Origin of the sequence: Pseudomonas sp. W2Oct36, from assembly GCF_041060465.1 — a bacterium.
In the GTDB taxonomy this organism is placed as follows: Bacteria; Pseudomonadota; Gammaproteobacteria; order Pseudomonadales; family Pseudomonadaceae; genus Aquipseudomonas; species Aquipseudomonas graminis_B.
Map to the genome: position 1 here is coordinate 434,935 of NZ_JAUERW010000002.1, position 14,612 is coordinate 449,546.

14 protein-coding genes are annotated in these 14,612 nt (G+C 61.1%); 10 read left to right on the forward strand and 4 right to left on the reverse strand.

Annotation, left to right across the window (positions count from 1 at the left end; genetic code table 11):
* Positions 1-117 precede the first annotated feature (117 nt).
* Positions 118-858, reverse strand: a complete 741-nt coding sequence (locus QWI18_RS04755) for a DUF2059 domain-containing protein (RefSeq protein ID WP_065987353.1) — start codon at positions 856-858, stop codon at positions 118-120.
* 195 nt (positions 859-1,053) lie between these two features.
* Here QWI18_RS04755 and QWI18_RS04760 point away from each other — a divergent pair, with 195 nt between their 5' ends.
* Complete coding sequence (locus QWI18_RS04760; protein WP_065987352.1) at positions 1,054-1,692, forward strand: 2OG-Fe(II) oxygenase; 639 nt, start codon at positions 1,054-1,056, stop codon at positions 1,690-1,692.
* Positions 1,693-1,946: 254 nt separating this feature from the next.
* On the forward strand, positions 1,947-2,309 hold the full coding sequence (locus QWI18_RS04765; protein WP_244656915.1) for a DUF4399 domain-containing protein: 363 nt from the start codon (positions 1,947-1,949) through the stop codon (positions 2,307-2,309).
* Positions 2,310-2,413: 104 nt separating this feature from the next.
* On the opposite strand, the gene serA is transcribed toward QWI18_RS04765, so the two are convergent.
* Positions 2,414-3,643 carry a phosphoglycerate dehydrogenase gene (gene serA, locus QWI18_RS04770; protein ID WP_065987350.1) on the reverse strand — a complete coding sequence of 410 codons (1,230 nt, stop codon included), beginning with the start codon at positions 3,641-3,643 and terminating at the stop codon, positions 2,414-2,416.
* Positions 3,644-3,813: 170 nt separating this feature from the next.
* On the opposite strand from serA, the gene QWI18_RS04775 reads away from it, so the two are divergent.
* From QWI18_RS04775 to QWI18_RS04790, 4 genes are all read left to right on the forward strand, one after another.
* Positions 3,814-5,208 (forward strand): FAD-binding oxidoreductase, encoded by a 1,395-nt coding sequence (locus QWI18_RS04775; protein ID WP_192131029.1) that lies wholly within the window; start codon positions 3,814-3,816, stop codon positions 5,206-5,208.
* Positions 5,209-5,246: 38 nt separating this feature from the next.
* Positions 5,247-5,915, forward strand: a complete 669-nt coding sequence (locus QWI18_RS04780) for a fumarylacetoacetate hydrolase family protein (protein ID WP_065987348.1) — start codon at positions 5,247-5,249, stop codon at positions 5,913-5,915.
* Positions 5,912-6,811: an SdiA-regulated domain-containing protein gene (locus QWI18_RS04785; protein ID WP_192130842.1), complete on the forward strand. Its 900-nt coding sequence runs from the start codon at positions 5,912-5,914 to the stop codon at positions 6,809-6,811. The genes QWI18_RS04780 and QWI18_RS04785 overlap by 4 nt, the downstream gene beginning before the upstream one ends.
* A gap of 139 nt (positions 6,812-6,950) precedes the next feature.
* Entirely contained in the window at positions 6,951-7,862 is a 912-nt protein-coding gene (locus QWI18_RS04790; RefSeq protein WP_296311403.1) for an SdiA-regulated domain-containing protein, read from the forward strand.
* Between the two features lie 107 nt (positions 7,863-7,969).
* Here the strand turns inward: QWI18_RS04790 and rpiA are convergent, their stop codons facing one another.
* Complete coding sequence (gene rpiA, locus QWI18_RS04795; RefSeq protein WP_192130844.1) at positions 7,970-8,641, reverse strand: ribose-5-phosphate isomerase RpiA; 672 nt, start codon at positions 8,639-8,641, stop codon at positions 7,970-7,972.
* A 154-nt stretch (positions 8,642-8,795) separates the two neighbouring features.
* Here rpiA and ilvA point away from each other — a divergent pair, with 154 nt between their 5' ends.
* Both ilvA and QWI18_RS04805 read left to right on the forward strand, forming a co-directional pair.
* Positions 8,796-10,310: a threonine ammonia-lyase, biosynthetic gene (ilvA, locus tag QWI18_RS04800; protein ID WP_192130846.1), complete on the forward strand. Its 1,515-nt coding sequence runs from the start codon at positions 8,796-8,798 to the stop codon at positions 10,308-10,310.
* A gap of 63 nt (positions 10,311-10,373) precedes the next feature.
* Positions 10,374-10,802, forward strand: a complete 429-nt coding sequence (locus QWI18_RS04805; RefSeq protein WP_369318307.1) for a DUF2269 family protein — start codon at positions 10,374-10,376, stop codon at positions 10,800-10,802.
* A gap of 82 nt (positions 10,803-10,884) precedes the next feature.
* On the opposite strand, the gene QWI18_RS04810 is transcribed toward QWI18_RS04805, so the two are convergent.
* Positions 10,885-11,541 carry an HAD family phosphatase gene (locus QWI18_RS04810; protein ID WP_192130848.1) on the reverse strand — a complete coding sequence of 219 codons (657 nt, stop codon included), beginning with the start codon at positions 11,539-11,541 and terminating at the stop codon, positions 10,885-10,887.
* A 166-nt stretch (positions 11,542-11,707) separates the two neighbouring features.
* Between QWI18_RS04810 and QWI18_RS04815 the strand changes: the two genes are divergently transcribed.
* Complete coding sequence (locus QWI18_RS04815) at positions 11,708-12,187, forward strand: RNA pyrophosphohydrolase (RefSeq protein ID WP_062379340.1); 480 nt, start codon at positions 11,708-11,710, stop codon at positions 12,185-12,187.
* A 21-nt stretch (positions 12,188-12,208) separates the two neighbouring features.
* Positions 12,209-14,488 carry a phosphoenolpyruvate--protein phosphotransferase gene (gene ptsP / locus QWI18_RS04820; RefSeq protein ID WP_065986723.1) on the forward strand — a complete coding sequence of 760 codons (2,280 nt, stop codon included), beginning with the start codon at positions 12,209-12,211 and terminating at the stop codon, positions 14,486-14,488.
* The last annotated feature ends 124 nt before the right edge of the window (positions 14,489-14,612 follow it).

Consider the following 14,612-nt stretch of genomic DNA (forward strand, 5'->3'; position numbering starts at 1 on the left):
GCCGGCTGACAGAACGAATGCAGGACCGGCTTTAGCCGGGAAGGCCTGAGTCGTCACACCGGAGGATGGAGGGTGTGCCAACAGTCACCTTCCCGGCTGAAGCCGGTCCTACCAACGTCATTTGACCGTCTGCCCGACCGCCAATCCCGCGCGAACGGCTGCCAGCGCCGCCTTGTAATAGGCCTTGCCTTCGTTGGACTCGGCAAAGGTCGCGAACTCGTCCAGCTCGCCGTCCGACAGGTCGCGGTACACATAAAGCAGCGTGTTGTTCACGTCCTTGCCGATCTGCCCCATGAGCCGCTGACGCTGACTGTCGAGCATCGCCTGGGTCGTTCCGCCACCCATCAGGCCTGGAATCATCGAACTCAGACTGTCGGCAGCGACGCCAGCAATCGCCATGCTGACCTCGGCGCCGGCTTCCTTGGCGGGAAGGGCGTTGGCCAGGTGGCCGATGATCAGCAGACGATTGTCATCCGCCTGAATGTGCGGCAGGCCTTGGGCGTTTTTGGCCAGTTGGTCCGGGCGCGTGGCGGTGAGCTCGGCATTGACGATCTTGCGGCCAAGGGGCGACTGGAAAAACTGCAGCGCCGGGTTCGGGTCCTGCAGCGTCTGGCGCAGCATTTGCTCCCCGCGCTGGTCCATCGCCTGCGGCGCGAAACGCTGATTGCTGTTGCTCACCAGAGCGTCGAACACGGCCGGTGGAAGGCTGTTGCGGTAACGCTGCTGGGCGGCTTTGAGGGCATCGACAAAATGAGCGCGTTGTTCCGGCCAGCCGGCGAGCGTGTACAGCTGATCGTGGCCGTCTGCCCAGGCGGGCAAAGTGCAGAACATCAACAGCAGGAAAAACAGACGGCGCATTAGAGACTCCTGTCGGCAGGCCGCCATTCTCGGTGGGGCAGCGGGGATTTGTCGAGTTAACACTTGCCAGACTCCGCTAAAAACCTCAGGTTCGATCAGCGGTAGGGCAAAACCGCCGGGCGTATTCAAACCCGTAAAAATATTCCTCATTCGCCGGACTGCAGGCCCTGTCGGATTAATCGGCGTATGGATACTATGCGCGCCATGCGCATATCCCCTGATCACCCGCTGCTGTTGCGAATCGTCGACGACTTGGCCGAGCGTGGCTGGTCGCAGCAGAACATCTTCCTGCCCGACACCCTGACCCGCGAGCTGGCGCTTGAATGCCGCACGCGTGCCGTTCAGGGCGAGCTCGCGCCTGCCGCAGTGGGGCGCGGGCCGGCGCAGGAGGTTCGCGAGGGGATTCGTGGCGATCACATTCAGTGGCTGGAAGCGGGGCAGGCCGAGCCGTGCGATCGCTATCTGGACCTGATGGAGAGCCTGCGTCAGGCGCTGAACCGAGGCCTGTTTCTCGGCCTTGAGGACTACGAAAGTCACTTCGCGCTCTATCCGCCGGGGGCCTTCTATCTCAAGCACGTGGACCGTTTTCGCGATGACGACAAACGCATGGTCTCGGCGGTTGTTTATCTCAACGACGGCTGGTTGCCGGAGCACGGCGGCCAGTTGCGGATGTACCTCAAGGACGGCGTCGAGTATGACGTGCAGCCCACCGGCGGCTGTCTGGTGGTGTTCCTCTCGGGCGACATGCCCCACGAAGTCATGCCGTCCACCCGTGAGCGGCTGTCGCTGACCGGTTGGTTCAGGCGGCGCGGGAACGAGCCGTTCGAGTTGTAACTGGCTTGCTGTCCGTCTGCATCCGCCCAACATGAAATCTTCTACATCCCGCCACTCAGCGAAATACTTCGCGTCCAACCGCAGCTAAGGTAAAGGTCGTTCCTGAGCGGTTGGCTGTCGGGATGAAGAGGCTTCAAGCCCCGAGCCCGCCAGCCGCACATCGATAAAACGGAGAAATCATGAAGACGTTATTCGCGAGAACTGCCCTGACCGGACTGCTGTTGGCGGCGAGCTTGCTGGCCCAGGCCGCCGACATGCCGCGTACTGCCTCCCCAGCGGGCGCAGAGGTTTACATCATCTCGCCGAAGGACGGCGCGACCGTCAACGGCGCATTCAAGGTGCAATTCGGTCTCAAGGGCATGGGCGTCGCCCCGGCCGGTGTGGACGTCCCGGACACCGGTCATCACCACCTGCTGATCGACGTCAAGGATCAGCCCGACATGACCGCGCCGCTGCCGACCACCGACAACATCCGCCACTTCGGCAAAGGCCAGACCGAAACCGAGCTGAACCTCACGCCGGGTCAGCACACCCTGCAACTGCTGGTCGGCGACAAGAACCACGTTCCGCTGAATCCACCGGTCGAGTCGCAGAAGATCACCATCACGGTGAAATGACACGTTGCAGAAGGGCGTCTTGCGCACAGCCGGCGTGTTGCCTGATTCGCGCACAAAAAAAGGAGACCCGAAGGTCTCCTTTTTATCACCCTGAAACCAACGTCCTAGAACAGAACGCGGCTACGGATGGTGCCGTTGATGTGCTGCAGTTTCTCTTGCGCCAGATCGGAGTACTCGGCGTCAACGTCGATGACCACGTAACCGACTTTCTCGTTGGTCTGCAGGAACTGACCGGAGATGTTGATACCGTTTTCAGCGAAGACCTTGTTGATCTCCATCAGTACGCCCGGGATGTTCTGGTGGATGTGCAGCAGGCGGTGCTTGCCCGGGTGAGCCGGCAGGGCCACTTCCGGGAAGTTGACGGAAGAAACCGACGTACCGTTGTCGCTGTACTTGACCAGTTTCTCTGCCACTTCCAGACCGATGTTGGCCTGGGCCTCAGCGGTCGAGCCGCCGATGTGCGGGGTCAGGATCACGTTGTCCAGGCCGCGCAGCGGGCTTTCGAACACGTCGTCGTTGGAGCGGGGCTCGACCGGGAACACGTCGATGGCCGCGCCGATCAGGTGCTGATCCTTGATCGCTTCAGCCAGGGCGTCGAGCTCGACCACCGTGCCGCGCGCTGCGTTGATCAGGATGGCGCCCTTCTTCATCGTGCGAATTTCTTTCTCGCCGATCATCCACTGGGTTTCGTTGGTTTCCGGAACGTGCAGGGTGACGATGTCGGACATGCCCAGCAGCTCGTTCAGGCTGGATACCTGAGTGGCGTTGCCCAGCGGCAGCTTGGTCAGGGTGTCGTAGAAGTACACCTGCATGCCCAGGCCTTCAGCCAGGACCGACAGCTGAGTGCCGATCGAGCCGTAGCCGATGATGCCGAGCTTTTTGCCACGAATCTCGAACGAATTGGCCGCGCTCTTGATCCAGCCACCGCGATGGCAGGAAGCGTTCTTCTCCGGGATACCGCGCAGCAACAGGATGGCCTCGGCCAGCACCAGCTCCGCCACCGAACGGGTGTTGGAGTAGGGGGCGTTGAACACAGCGATGCCGCGTTCGCGGGCTGCGTTCAGATCAACCTGGTTGGTACCGATGCAGAAGCAGCCGACCGCGACCAGTTTCTTGGCGCTGTCGAACAGTTCTTCAGTCAGTTGGGTGCGGGAACGAATACCGATGAAATGAGCGTCGGCAATCTTTTCCTTCAGTTCGGCTTCCGGCAGAGACTTGGTGTGGTACTCAATGCTGGTGTAACCGGCGGCCTTGAGGACGTCGACCGCGGACTGGTGGACGCCTTCGAGAAGAAGGAACTTGATCTTGCTCTTGTCGAGGGAAGTCTTGCTCATCTGCGTAAACCTGTGTCCCGGAGAGAAATGGCAGTAAGTGAAGCGCGCGCCAATCGGCCGAAAGCTCGATTGGCGGGGGGCGTATGCTAGCATATGCACCCCGCGAAACACCCCATTCCTGGACGTGAGCCGTTCTCAGGATGACCATGAATTGTTCGAGAGTTCTGTTGATGACCCATCCTGCGCTGATAGATGAGCTGAAGACCCTGGTTGAGCCCGGCAAGGTCCTGACCGACGCCGATTCCCTCGAAACCTACGGCAAGGACTGGACCAAACATTTCGCCCCGGCGCCCACCGCCATCGTCTTTCCGAAGACCACCGAACAGGTGCAGGCGATCGTCCGCTGGGCCAACGAACGCAAGGTTGCGCTGGTGCCGTCGGGTGGTCGCACCGGGTTGTCCGCCGCCGCCGTTGCCGCCAACGGTGAGGTGGTCGTCAATTTCGATTACATGAATCAGGTGCTCGAACTCAACCTGACAGACCGCACTGCCATCTGCCAGCCAGGCGTGGTCACCAAGCAGCTGCAGAATCTCGCCGAAGAAAACGGCTTGTATTACCCGGTGGACTTCGCGTCTTCAGGCTCCAGTAATATCGGCGGCAACATCGGCACCAACGCCGGCGGGATCAAAGTGATTCGTTACGGCATGACCCGCAACTGGGTCGCGGGCCTCAAAGTCGTCACCGGCAAGGGCGACCTTCTCGAACTGAACAAAGACCTCATCAAAAACGCCACCGGCTATGACATGCGCCAACTATTCATTGGCGCTGAAGGCACGCTCGGGTTCGTGGTCGAGGCGACCATGCGTCTGGACCGCGCGCCGAAAAACCTCACCGCGATGGTCCTCGGGACCACCGATTTCAACGCCATCATGCCGGTGCTGCACGCGTTCCAGAGCAAGCTGGACCTGACCGCATTCGAGTTCTTCTCGGACAAGGCGCTGGCCAAGGTCATGGCCCGCGGTGACGTGCCGTCCCCGTTCGAAACCGAGTGCCCGTTCTACGCACTGCTGGAATTCGAAGCGACCACCGAAGAAGTGGCCAACCACGCGCTGGAAACCTTCGAGCACTGTGTTGAGCAGGGCTGGGTGCTGGATGGCGTGATGAGCCAGAGCGAACAGCAACTGCAGAATCTGTGGAAACTGCGCGAATACATTTCTGAAACCATCTCCCACTTCACGCCGTACAAGAACGACATCTCGGTCACCGTTTCGAAGGTCCCGGCGTTTCTTGCTGAAGTGGACGCGATCGTTGGCCAGCATTACCCGGATTTCGAAATCGTATGGTTCGGCCATATCGGCGACGGCAATCTGCACCTGAACATCCTCAAACCGGAAAACCTGAGCAAGGACGAGTTCTTTGCCAAGTGCGCAACGGTGAACAAGTGGGTGTTCGAGATCGTCCAGAAGTACAACGGCTCGATCTCCGCAGAACACGGCGTCGGTATGACCAAGCGTGACTACCTGCACTACAGCCGTTCGCCGGTGGAAATCGAATACATGAAGGCCGTCAAAGCGGTGTTCGACCCGAACGGCATCATGAACCCCGGCAAAATCTTCGCGGTGTAAGCGGTTCCCCCATTACAACAAGCTTCTCAGGAGCGCTCATGAGCTATCAGCACAAGTACGTCGACGGCACCAAGGTTCACTTTCCGCTCGGTAAAGTCGTTTGCATCGGCCGCAATTACGCCGAGCACGCCAAGGAACTGGACAACCCGGTACCGACCGAGCCATTGCTGTTCATCAAACCGGGCAGCTGCGTGGTCGGTATTGAGGGGGGCTTCAGCATTCCTCAGGACCGGGGTTCGGTGCACTACGAAGCCGAGATTGTCGTGCTGATCGGCAAGCCGCTGAGCAAGAACCCGAGCCGCGAAGAAGTCCTCGACGCAATCTCCGGCTTCGCCCCGGGCCTGGACCTGACGCTGCGTGACGTGCAGTCGAAGCTGAAAGAGAAGGGCCTGCCCTGGGAAATCGCCAAGTCGTTCGACGGCGCGGCGGTCATTGCGCCGTTCGTATCCGCTGACGCCTACCCCGATCTGACCGACATCGCCATCCGCCTGACCATCAACGGCGAAGTCCGCCAGGACGGCAACAGCAGCCACATGCTCAACCCGATCGTGCCGATGATCCAGCACATGGCCTCGCAGTTCTCGCTGCAGGCCGGCGACCTGATCATGACCGGCACGCCCGCAGGCGTAGGACCGTTCACTGTTGGCGATGAGATCGTGCTGGAGCTGACTGGCCAGAGCCGTTTCGAAAGCGACGTTCGCGGATGACACAGCGTAAAAGCCGTGCGCGTTTCCGCTGGTGGTGGTTGCTCGTTGCAGCGCTGGTGATTTTGGCCGGTCTGTCTTATGCCTGGCACTGGGACGATCGCGGCCTGTTGTGGCTGCGCGAGCGCAACGTCACGCAGGCCGAGCGCGCAGCGGGCATCTGGCTGCCGGATTACAAGGTCGACATCGACGCCAAGCCGCTGGCCGGCATGGAAGAAGACGAGGCCTCGGACCTGTCCTACGACCCGGCGACCAAAACCCTGTATTCGGTGATGGGTAAAAACCCTTTCCTTTCCGAGATCACGCTGACCGGCGACGTCATTCGCAAAATCCCGCTTGTAGGCTGGGGCAACCCTGAGGGTGTAGCCGTTCTGGGCGACGGCCTGATTGCCATCGTCGATGAGCGTCAGCACCTGATGACCATCGTCCACGTCACGCCTGAAACCAAAACCCTCAACATCGCCGACTTCCCCAAGTACGACCTGGGTCCGTCGAAGGATCAGAACAAAGCCTTCGAAGGCATCGCCTGGGACCCTCGGGATCAGCAGTTCCTGTTTGGCGAAGAGCGTCCGCCGGCGTTGTACAGCTGGAAGGCCGACGGCAGCAGCGAAGTGAAGGGCGAGAAGCGCAAGCTGATCAACGACAACCTGATCGTGCGCAATCTGTCGTCCCTGTACGCGGACCAGAGGACCGGGCATTTGCTGGTGCTGTCCGCCGAGTCGCACATGCTGCTGGAACTGGACGGCAAGGGGAATCAGGTCAGCTTCATGACGCTGCTGCATGGTTTCAACGGGCTGAGCCAGACCATCCCGCGCGCCGAAGGGGTGGCGATGGACGAGAACGGCACCATTTACATGGTCAGCGAGCCCAACCTGTTTTACACCTTCAAGCGGCAGTGACGCCGGGCCGGTTTCGACTTGATGGTCTGCCCACTTTCGCTTGAGCTCTGAAAAGGTGGAACGAGATGTCACATCGCTTTCAGTTTGGCTTCAGAATACGGTGATATTAAAGCCGCCCCACTGAAGTCGAGCCCCCTGCATGCGTCGTGTGTCCCCGTTCCAGAGCGTCCTGCTCACGTTACTTGTCCTGTTGATACTGACCGCGTCCTTTTTCGTGGCGCGCGAATACCGGGTCATCGAGCGGCTCTGGTTCAACTGGTACGTGTTCTGGCAATCCAGCGACGCGCAAGCGCTGGGCCTCGACGCCTATGAGGTCGAGATTGAGGCGCGGGCCATCGACGGCCTGACGGCTAACGTCTCGGCCCTCAGCTTCGATCCGCAACGCAAGACCCTCTTTACCGTGACCAACAAAAATCCCGAGCTGGTCGAGCTGAGCCTGGAAGGGCGGATTCTCAGACGAATTCCCCTTACCGGGTTCGGAGACGCTGAAGCGGTCGAATACATCAGCCCCGGGATTTACGTCATCAGTGACGAGCACAGTCAGCGGCTGATCAAGGTCCACGTGGATGACGACACGACATTCCTCGATGCCGCCGATGCCGAGCAGTTGACCCTGGGCATGGATGCCGGCGGCAATAACGGCTTCGAAGGCCTGGCCTACGATAATCAGGGCCGCCGTTTGTTCGTCGCCAAAGAGCGGCGGCCGGTGCAGATCATCGAAGTGCGCGGCTTTCCTGACGCCGGAACCCATTCCCCGAACATCCTGGAAGTGACGTCCAGCAAGCAGCGGGATGCCGGCCTGTTCGTCCGTGACCTTTCCAGTCTGCAGTTCGATGAGCGCAGCGGGCACTTGCTGGCGCTGTCGGATGAGTCGCGGCAGATTCTCGAGCTGGACACTGAGGGCAAGCCCGTCGCTAACGTGTCACTGACCAAGGGCAGCATGGGCCTGAGCAAAAGCGTGCCCCAGGCTGAAGGCATCGCCATGGGGGACGACGGCACGTTGTACGTTGTCAGTGAGCCGAACCTGTTTTATGTGTTCAAGAAACGCTAACCCGGCGCTGGATGTGGCGAGGTTGGGAGAGCTGCGCATCACGGGTGGGCGTGACCGAGATCCCCAGCCCACCGCTGTCCAGCAAAATCAGCCTTGCCCCGCAACAATCAGCGCTTGAGGGTTTTCACGCCTTCTTGGGTCCCCAGCAGCAGCAGATCCGCCGGGCGCGCGGCGAACAGGCCGTTGGTGACGACGCCGACGATGTTGTTGATCTGCGCTTCCGCTTCCACCGGGTTGGTGATGTTCATGTTGTGCACATCGAGGATGATGTTGCCGTTGTCCGTCAGCACGCCCTCGCGGTAGACCGGATCGCCGCCCAGCTTCACCAGTTCTCGGGCCACGTGGCTGCGGGCCATCGGGATCACTTCCACCGGCAGGGGAAACGCACCCAACACCGGCACCAGCTTGCTGGCGTCGGCGATGCAGATGAAGGTTTTGGCCACGGCGGCGACGATCTTCTCCCGGGTCAGGGCTGCGCCGCCGCCTTTGATCAGGTTCAGGTGCTCGTCGCTTTCATCGGCGCCGTCGACGTAAAACTCCAGGTCGCTGACCGTGTTCAGCTCATACACCGGAATGCCGTGGCCCTTGAGGCGTGCGGCCGTTGCGTCGGAGCTCGCCACCGCGCCGTCGAACGCGCCTTTGTGCAGGGCCAGTGCGTCGATGAAGCAATTGGCGGTAGAGCCGGTGCCCACGCCCACGACGCTTTTGTCGTCGAGCTTCGGAAGGATGAAATCGACGGCGGCCTGGGCAACGGCCTGTTTGAGTTGATCCTGGGTCATGCGAGGTGGGCTCCGGTTACAGGGAATAGCGATAGGTCCGAGGGCCGGCAGTATAACGACATGCCGTGGCCAAAGCCTGAGTCTTGATATGGTCGTGCGCCGGGACGAGGGGTAGACTTCCGGGTCTTGCCCCTTCGCCAGCGATTCTTCCCCGATGCTCGAGCACTACGTCAAAAAGATCCTTAACTCCCGCGTGTACGACGTTGCCGTGGAAACCCCGCTGCACGCCGCCCGCCAGCTCTCCCAACGTCTGGGCAACAACGTGCTGCTCAAGCGCGAAGACTTGCAGCCGGTGTACTCCTTCAAGATTCGCGGCGCGTACAACAAGCTGGCGCAGCTGAGCCCGGAAGAACTGGCGCGGGGCGTGGTGACGGCGTCGGCGGGCAACCATGCCCAAGGCCTGGCGCTGGCGGCGAAGACCTTGGGCGTGTCGGCCACCATCGTGATGCCGAAGACCACCCCCGAGATCAAGGTCGAAGGCGTGCGCTCCCGGGGTGGAAAGGTCGTACTGCACGGCGACTCGTTTCCCGAAGCGCTGGCGTATTCGCTGAAGCTGGTCGAGGAACACGGCTACGTCTACGTCCACCCCTACGACGACCCTGACACCATTGCCGGGCAAGGCACCGTGGCGATGGAAATCCTGCGCCAGCATCAGGGCCCGCTGGACGCGATCTTTGTCCCGGTGGGCGGCGGCGGGCTGATCGCCGGCATTGCGGCCTACGTCAAATACCTGCGCCCGGAAATCAAGGTGATCGGCGTTGAGCCGGATGACTCGAACTGCCTGCAACAGGCCATGGCCTACGGCGAGCGGGTGGTGCTGCAGCAGGTCGGGCTGTTTGCCGATGGCGTGGCGGTGGCGCAGATCGGGCAGTACACCTTCGACATCTGCAAGGATTACGTCGACGAAGTCATCACCGTCAGCACCGATGAAATCTGTGCGGCGATCAAGGACATCTACGACGACACCCGATCGATCACCGAGCCCGCCGGCGCGCTGGGCGTGGCCGGGATCAAGAAGTACGCCGAACAGTACGAAGTCGCCGGGCAGACCTTCGTTGCCATCGACTCCGGCGCCAACGTCAACTTCGACCGCCTGCGCCACGTCGCCGAGCGCGCCGAACTGGGCGAAGGCCGCGAGGCGATCATTGCCGTGACCATCCCGGAACAGGCGGGCAGCTTCAAGGCCTTCTGCGAGGCCATCGGCAAGCGGCAGATCACCGAATTCAACTACCGCTACCACACCGACCGCGAGGCGCACATCTTCGTCGGCGTGCAGACCCACCCCGACACGGATCCCCGCAAAGCCCTGATCGCGAGCCTGACGGAACAGGGTTTTCCGGTGCTGGACCTGACCGACAACGAACTGGCCAAGCTGCATTTACGGCACATGGTCGGCGGGCATTCGGAGCGGGTCAGCGATGAAGTGGTACTGCGCTTTGAATTCCCGGAGCGGCCGGGTGCGCTGTTCAACTTCCTGAACAAGCTCGGCGGGAAATGGAATATTTCGATGTTCCACTACCGCAACCACGGTGCGGCGGATGGCCGAGTGGTGGCGGGATTAGTGGTGCCGGAAGATGAGCGACATCTGGTGCCCCAGGCGCTGGCGGAGATTGGTTATCCGTATTGGGACGAGACCAAGAACCCGGCGTACAAGCTGTTTCTGGGATAACGGCAGCGGCATGCAACCGGCTGCTAATCTTCAAGCACCGCCAGACACAGGGACACGAACACAATGGAACACTTCGCTGCACTGAAAATTCTGCATGTCGTCAGCACGGTGCTGCTGTTCATCTGCGCGCTGGGGCTGATCGTGTGGATCGTGCGTGGCCGTCGGGCCGGCGATGCGACGGTGCAGAACCGCGCCATGCAACGGCCGTGGGCATTTGTCTGGGTGCTGATGGGCGTGTGCCTGTTAACCCTGCCGGTCAGCGGCTGGTGGCTGGTCCACTACGCCGGTTGGCCGCTCGGACAGACCTGGCTGCTGGCGGCGAGCGTGCTGTATCTCTTCGGCGCCTTGAGCTGGGCCTGGCTGGCGGTGCGGGTGAACCGCCTGCGCCGGCCGGTGATCGTGGGCAATTCCCGCTTCACCCTGGCCCTGGCCATCTTCAGTGTCGTTTGCTTCGTGGCGATCGCCGGTCTGATGGGCGCCAAACCGGTTTAACCCCCGGTCATCAAAGCTGGCGGCACCGAAGCTCAACCTGCCGACAAAGAACAGTGGGAGCGAGCTTGCTCGCGAAGGCTTTTCAACCGCGCAGTGAAATCACCGGCCAGCCGCGACGGGTGGCTTCGGCGCGCAGCTTTTCATCAGGATCGACTGCGACCGGATTGGCCACCTGCTCCAGCAGTGGCAAATCGTTCATCGAATCGCTGTAGAACCAGCTGTCGTCCAGGTTGAAGCCGTTTTCTTCGATCCAGCGATTCAGACGGGTGACTTTGCCTTCGCGGAAGCACGGCACGTCAGTGGTGCGCCCGGTGTAGCGACCGTCGACGACCTCGCACTCGGTTGCCAGCAACGTGTCGATACCCAGCCGGGCCACGATTGGCGCGGTCACGAAACGGTTGGTCGCCGTGATCACCACCAGCTTGTCGCCCGCGTCGCGGTGTTTGGCGATGAGGGCCATGGCCTTCAGCAGGATCAGGGGTTCGATGCAGTCGCGCATAAATTCCCGGTGCCATTCGTCGAGCTGCGCCATGTCAGTGCGCCCGAGGATTTCCAGGCTGAAATTCAGGTAGTCGGTCAGGTTTAGCGTGCCGGCCAGATAGTCCTGATAGAAAGCGTCGTTGCGTGCCTTGTACGCAGCACCGTCCAGGATGCCTCGCTCGCACAGGTAATCGCCCCAGGCGTGGTCGCTGTCGCCGCCGAGGAGGGTGTTGTCGAGGTCGAAGAGGGCCAGACGCATGGGCTTTACTCGCTGAAATATCAGAAAAAAGAGCACAAGAATACGAGGTTTGCCCGAGAGATCGCATCTATTAATGCAGTTGTCACGATAAGCTGTCGCAGCCTCGTTGCTGCCTTCACGATCTTTGTGGAACAATGCGGCGACATGCGTTTGCGAGGTTGTGGCCGTGATCGACCCCGATGGTTTTCGCCCTAATGTCGGGATAATTCTGACAAATGATGCTGGCCAGGTCTTATGGGCTCGGCGCATCAATCAAGACGCCTGGCAGTTTCCACAGGGGGGTATCAACCCTCAGGAGACCCCGGAAGACGCGCTTTACCGTGAATTGAATGAAGAAGTCGGGTTGGAACGGCATGATGTTGAAATTCTTGCCTGCACCCGGGGTTGGTTGCGCTATCGTCTGCCGCAACGTTTGGTCCGTACCCACAGCCAGCCGCTGTGCATCGGCCAGAAGCAAAAATGGTTTCTCCTGCGCCTGATCTCCAACGAGCAGCGGGTGCGGATGGATTTGACCGGCAAACCGGAGTTCGATGGCTGGCGTTGGGTCAGTTATTGGTACCCGCTGGGCCAGGTGGTGACATTCAAGCGCGAGGTATATCGCCGCGCACTCAAAGAGCTTGCCCCGCGCCTGTTGGCGCGCGACTGACACGGAGTTCGACCCCGAGCCATGCTCAATACGCTGCGCAAGATCGTCCAGGAAGTTAACTCCGCCAAGGATCTCAAGGCGGCGTTGGGCATTATTGTATTGCGCGTAAAAGAGGCCATGAGCAGCCAGGTCTGCTCGGTCTATCTGCTCGATCCTGAAGCGAACCGCTTCGTGCTGATGGCCACCGAAGGCCTGAACAAGCGCTCGATCGGCAAGGTGAGCATGGCCCCGAACGAGGGCCTCGTGGGTCTGGTGGGTACGCGTGAAGAACCGCTCAACCTTGAAAACGCCGCCGATCACCCTCGTTATCGCTACTTTGCCGAAACCGGCGAAGAACGCTACGCCTCGTTTCTCGGTGCGCCGATCATCCACCACCGCAGGGTAGTGGGCGTCCTGGTCATCCAGCAAAAGGAGCGACGTCAGTTCGACGAGGGCGAAGAAGCCTTCCTTGTGACGATGAGCGCGCAGCTCGCCGGCGTTATCGCCCACGCAGAAGCCACCGGCTCCATTCGCGGGCTCGGTCGGCAGGGCAAGGGCATTCAGGAAGCCCGATTCGTCGGCGTGCCAGGTTCGCCGGGAGCCGCCGTCGGTACCGCGCTGGTCATGCTGCCGCCGGCCGACCTTGAAGTCGTGCCGGACAAAACCGTCACTGACATCACCGCCGAACTCAAACTGTTCCAGACCGCCCTTGAAGGCGTGCGCAATGACATGCGCACCCTTTCGGCGAAGTTGGCCACACAGTTGCGCCCAGAGGAGCGCGCGTTGTTCGATGTGTACCTGATGATGCTCGACGATGCGTCGCTGGGCAGCGAAGTCACCAACGTCATCAAGACCGGCCAGTGGGCCCAGGGCGCGTTGCGTTCGGTGGTCAACGAGCACGTCAAACGCTTCGAGCTGATGGACGACGCCTACCTGCGTGAGCGTGCATCGGACGTCAAAGACCTCGGTCGCCGCCTGCTCGCCTACCTTCAGGAAGCGCGCCAGCAAACACTGGTCTACCCCGACAACACCATCCTGGTCAGCGAAGAGCTGTCGCCCGCCATGCTCGGCGAGGTGCCGGAAGGCAAGTTGGTAGGCCTGATTTCGGTACTCGGCTCGGGTAACTCCCACGTCGCCATTCTGGCCCGGGCCATGGGGATCCCCACGGTCATGGGCGTTGTGGACCTGCCGTACTCGAAAGTCGACGGCATCCAGTTGATCGTCGACGGCTACCACGGCGAAGTCTTCACCAATCCGTCCGAGATCCTGATCAAACAGTATTCCGTCGTCGTCGAAGAGGAGCGCCAGCTCTCTCAAGGCCTCGACGCGCTGCGTGAATTGCCCTGCGTAACCCTCGACGGCCATCGCATGCCGCTGTGGGTCAACACCGGTCTGCTGGCAGACGTTGCTCGCGCGCAACAGCGAGGCGCGGAAGGCGTCGGCCTGTACCGCACCGAAGTCCCGTTCATGATTCAGCAGCGGTTCCCGAGCGAAAAGGAACAGCTCGCCATCTACCGTGAGCAATTGGCGGCGTTTCACCCGTTACCGGTGACGATGCGAACGCTGGACATCGGCGGCGACAAGTCGCTGTCGTACTTCCCGATCAAGGAAGACAACCCGTTCCTCGGCTGGCGCGGCATTCGCGTAACGCTGGACCACCCGGAAATCTTCCTGGTGCAGACCCGCGCCATGCTCAAGGCCAGCGAGGGCTTGAACAACCTGCGGATTCTGCTGCCGATGATCTCCGGCACCCACGAGACCGAAGAAGCGCTGCACCTGATCCACCGGGCATGGGGTGAGGTGCGCGATGAAGGCACCGACGTGCCGATGCCGCCAGTGGGCGTGATGATTGAAGTGCCAGCAGCGGTCTACCAGACCCGCGAGCTGGCGCGTCAGGTGGATTTCCTGTCTGTCGGCTCCAACGACCTGACCCAGTATTTGCTGGCGGTCGACCGCAACAACCCGCGGGTGGCGGATTTGTACGACTACCTGCACCCGGCGGTGCTCCAGGCGTTGCAAAGCGTGGTGCGCGATGCCCACGCCGAAGGCAAGCCGGTGAGCATCTGCGGCGAAATGGCCGGTGATCCTGCGGCGGCGGTGCTGCTGATGGCGATGGGTTTCGACAGCCTGTCGATGAACGCCACCAACTTGCCGAAAGTGAAGTGGATGCTGCGTCAGATCAACCTGAGCATGGCCAAGGACCTGTTGGCCCAACTGATGAAGAACGATAACCCGCAAGTCATCAGCAGCTCGCTGCAGCTGGCGCTGAGGAATCTGGGCCTGTCGCGGATGATCAATCCGGGGTCTGTGAAGGGGCACTAAGGGCTGGCGCTGCGCTGCTCTTAGTGGGACCGGCTTCAGCCGGGAAGAGGCCGGTTTGAATAACCCAGATGTTGGGTGTTACACAGAACGCTTTCCCGGCTGAAGCCGGTCCTACAAGGGTAAG

What these genes read in the sequence shown, in the direction of transcription:
- QWI18_RS04810 (WP_192130848.1), bottom strand. Translation starts at nt 11,541, where the DNA reads ATGCGTCTGGCCCTCTTCGACCTCGACAACACCCTCCTCGGCGGCGAC.
- QWI18_RS04790 (WP_296311403.1), top strand. Translation starts at nt 6,951, where the DNA reads ATGCGTCGTGTGTCCCCGTTCCAGAGCGTCCTGCTCACGTTACTTGTC.
- QWI18_RS04760 (WP_065987352.1), top strand. Translation starts at nt 1,054, where the DNA reads ATGCGCGCCATGCGCATATCCCCTGATCACCCGCTGCTGTTGCGAATC.
- QWI18_RS04755 (WP_065987353.1), bottom strand. Translation starts at nt 858, where the DNA reads ATGCGCCGTCTGTTTTTCCTGCTGTTGATGTTCTGCACTTTGCCCGCC.
- QWI18_RS04775 (WP_192131029.1), top strand. Translation starts at nt 3,814, where the DNA reads ATGACCCATCCTGCGCTGATAGATGAGCTGAAGACCCTGGTTGAGCCC.
- QWI18_RS04805 (WP_369318307.1), top strand. Translation starts at nt 10,374, where the DNA reads ATGGAACACTTCGCTGCACTGAAAATTCTGCATGTCGTCAGCACGGTG.
- ptsP (WP_065986723.1), top strand. Translation starts at nt 12,209, where the DNA reads ATGCTCAATACGCTGCGCAAGATCGTCCAGGAAGTTAACTCCGCCAAG.
- QWI18_RS04780 (WP_065987348.1), top strand. Translation starts at nt 5,247, where the DNA reads ATGAGCTATCAGCACAAGTACGTCGACGGCACCAAGGTTCACTTTCCG.
- serA (WP_065987350.1), bottom strand. Translation starts at nt 3,643, where the DNA reads ATGAGCAAGACTTCCCTCGACAAGAGCAAGATCAAGTTCCTTCTTCTC.
- rpiA (WP_192130844.1), bottom strand. Translation starts at nt 8,641, where the DNA reads ATGACCCAGGATCAACTCAAACAGGCCGTTGCCCAGGCCGCCGTCGAT.
- QWI18_RS04765 (WP_244656915.1), top strand. Translation starts at nt 1,947, where the DNA reads ATGCCGCGTACTGCCTCCCCAGCGGGCGCAGAGGTTTACATCATCTCG.
- QWI18_RS04785 (WP_192130842.1), top strand. Translation starts at nt 5,912, where the DNA reads ATGACACAGCGTAAAAGCCGTGCGCGTTTCCGCTGGTGGTGGTTGCTC.
- ilvA (WP_192130846.1), top strand. Translation starts at nt 8,796, where the DNA reads ATGCTCGAGCACTACGTCAAAAAGATCCTTAACTCCCGCGTGTACGAC.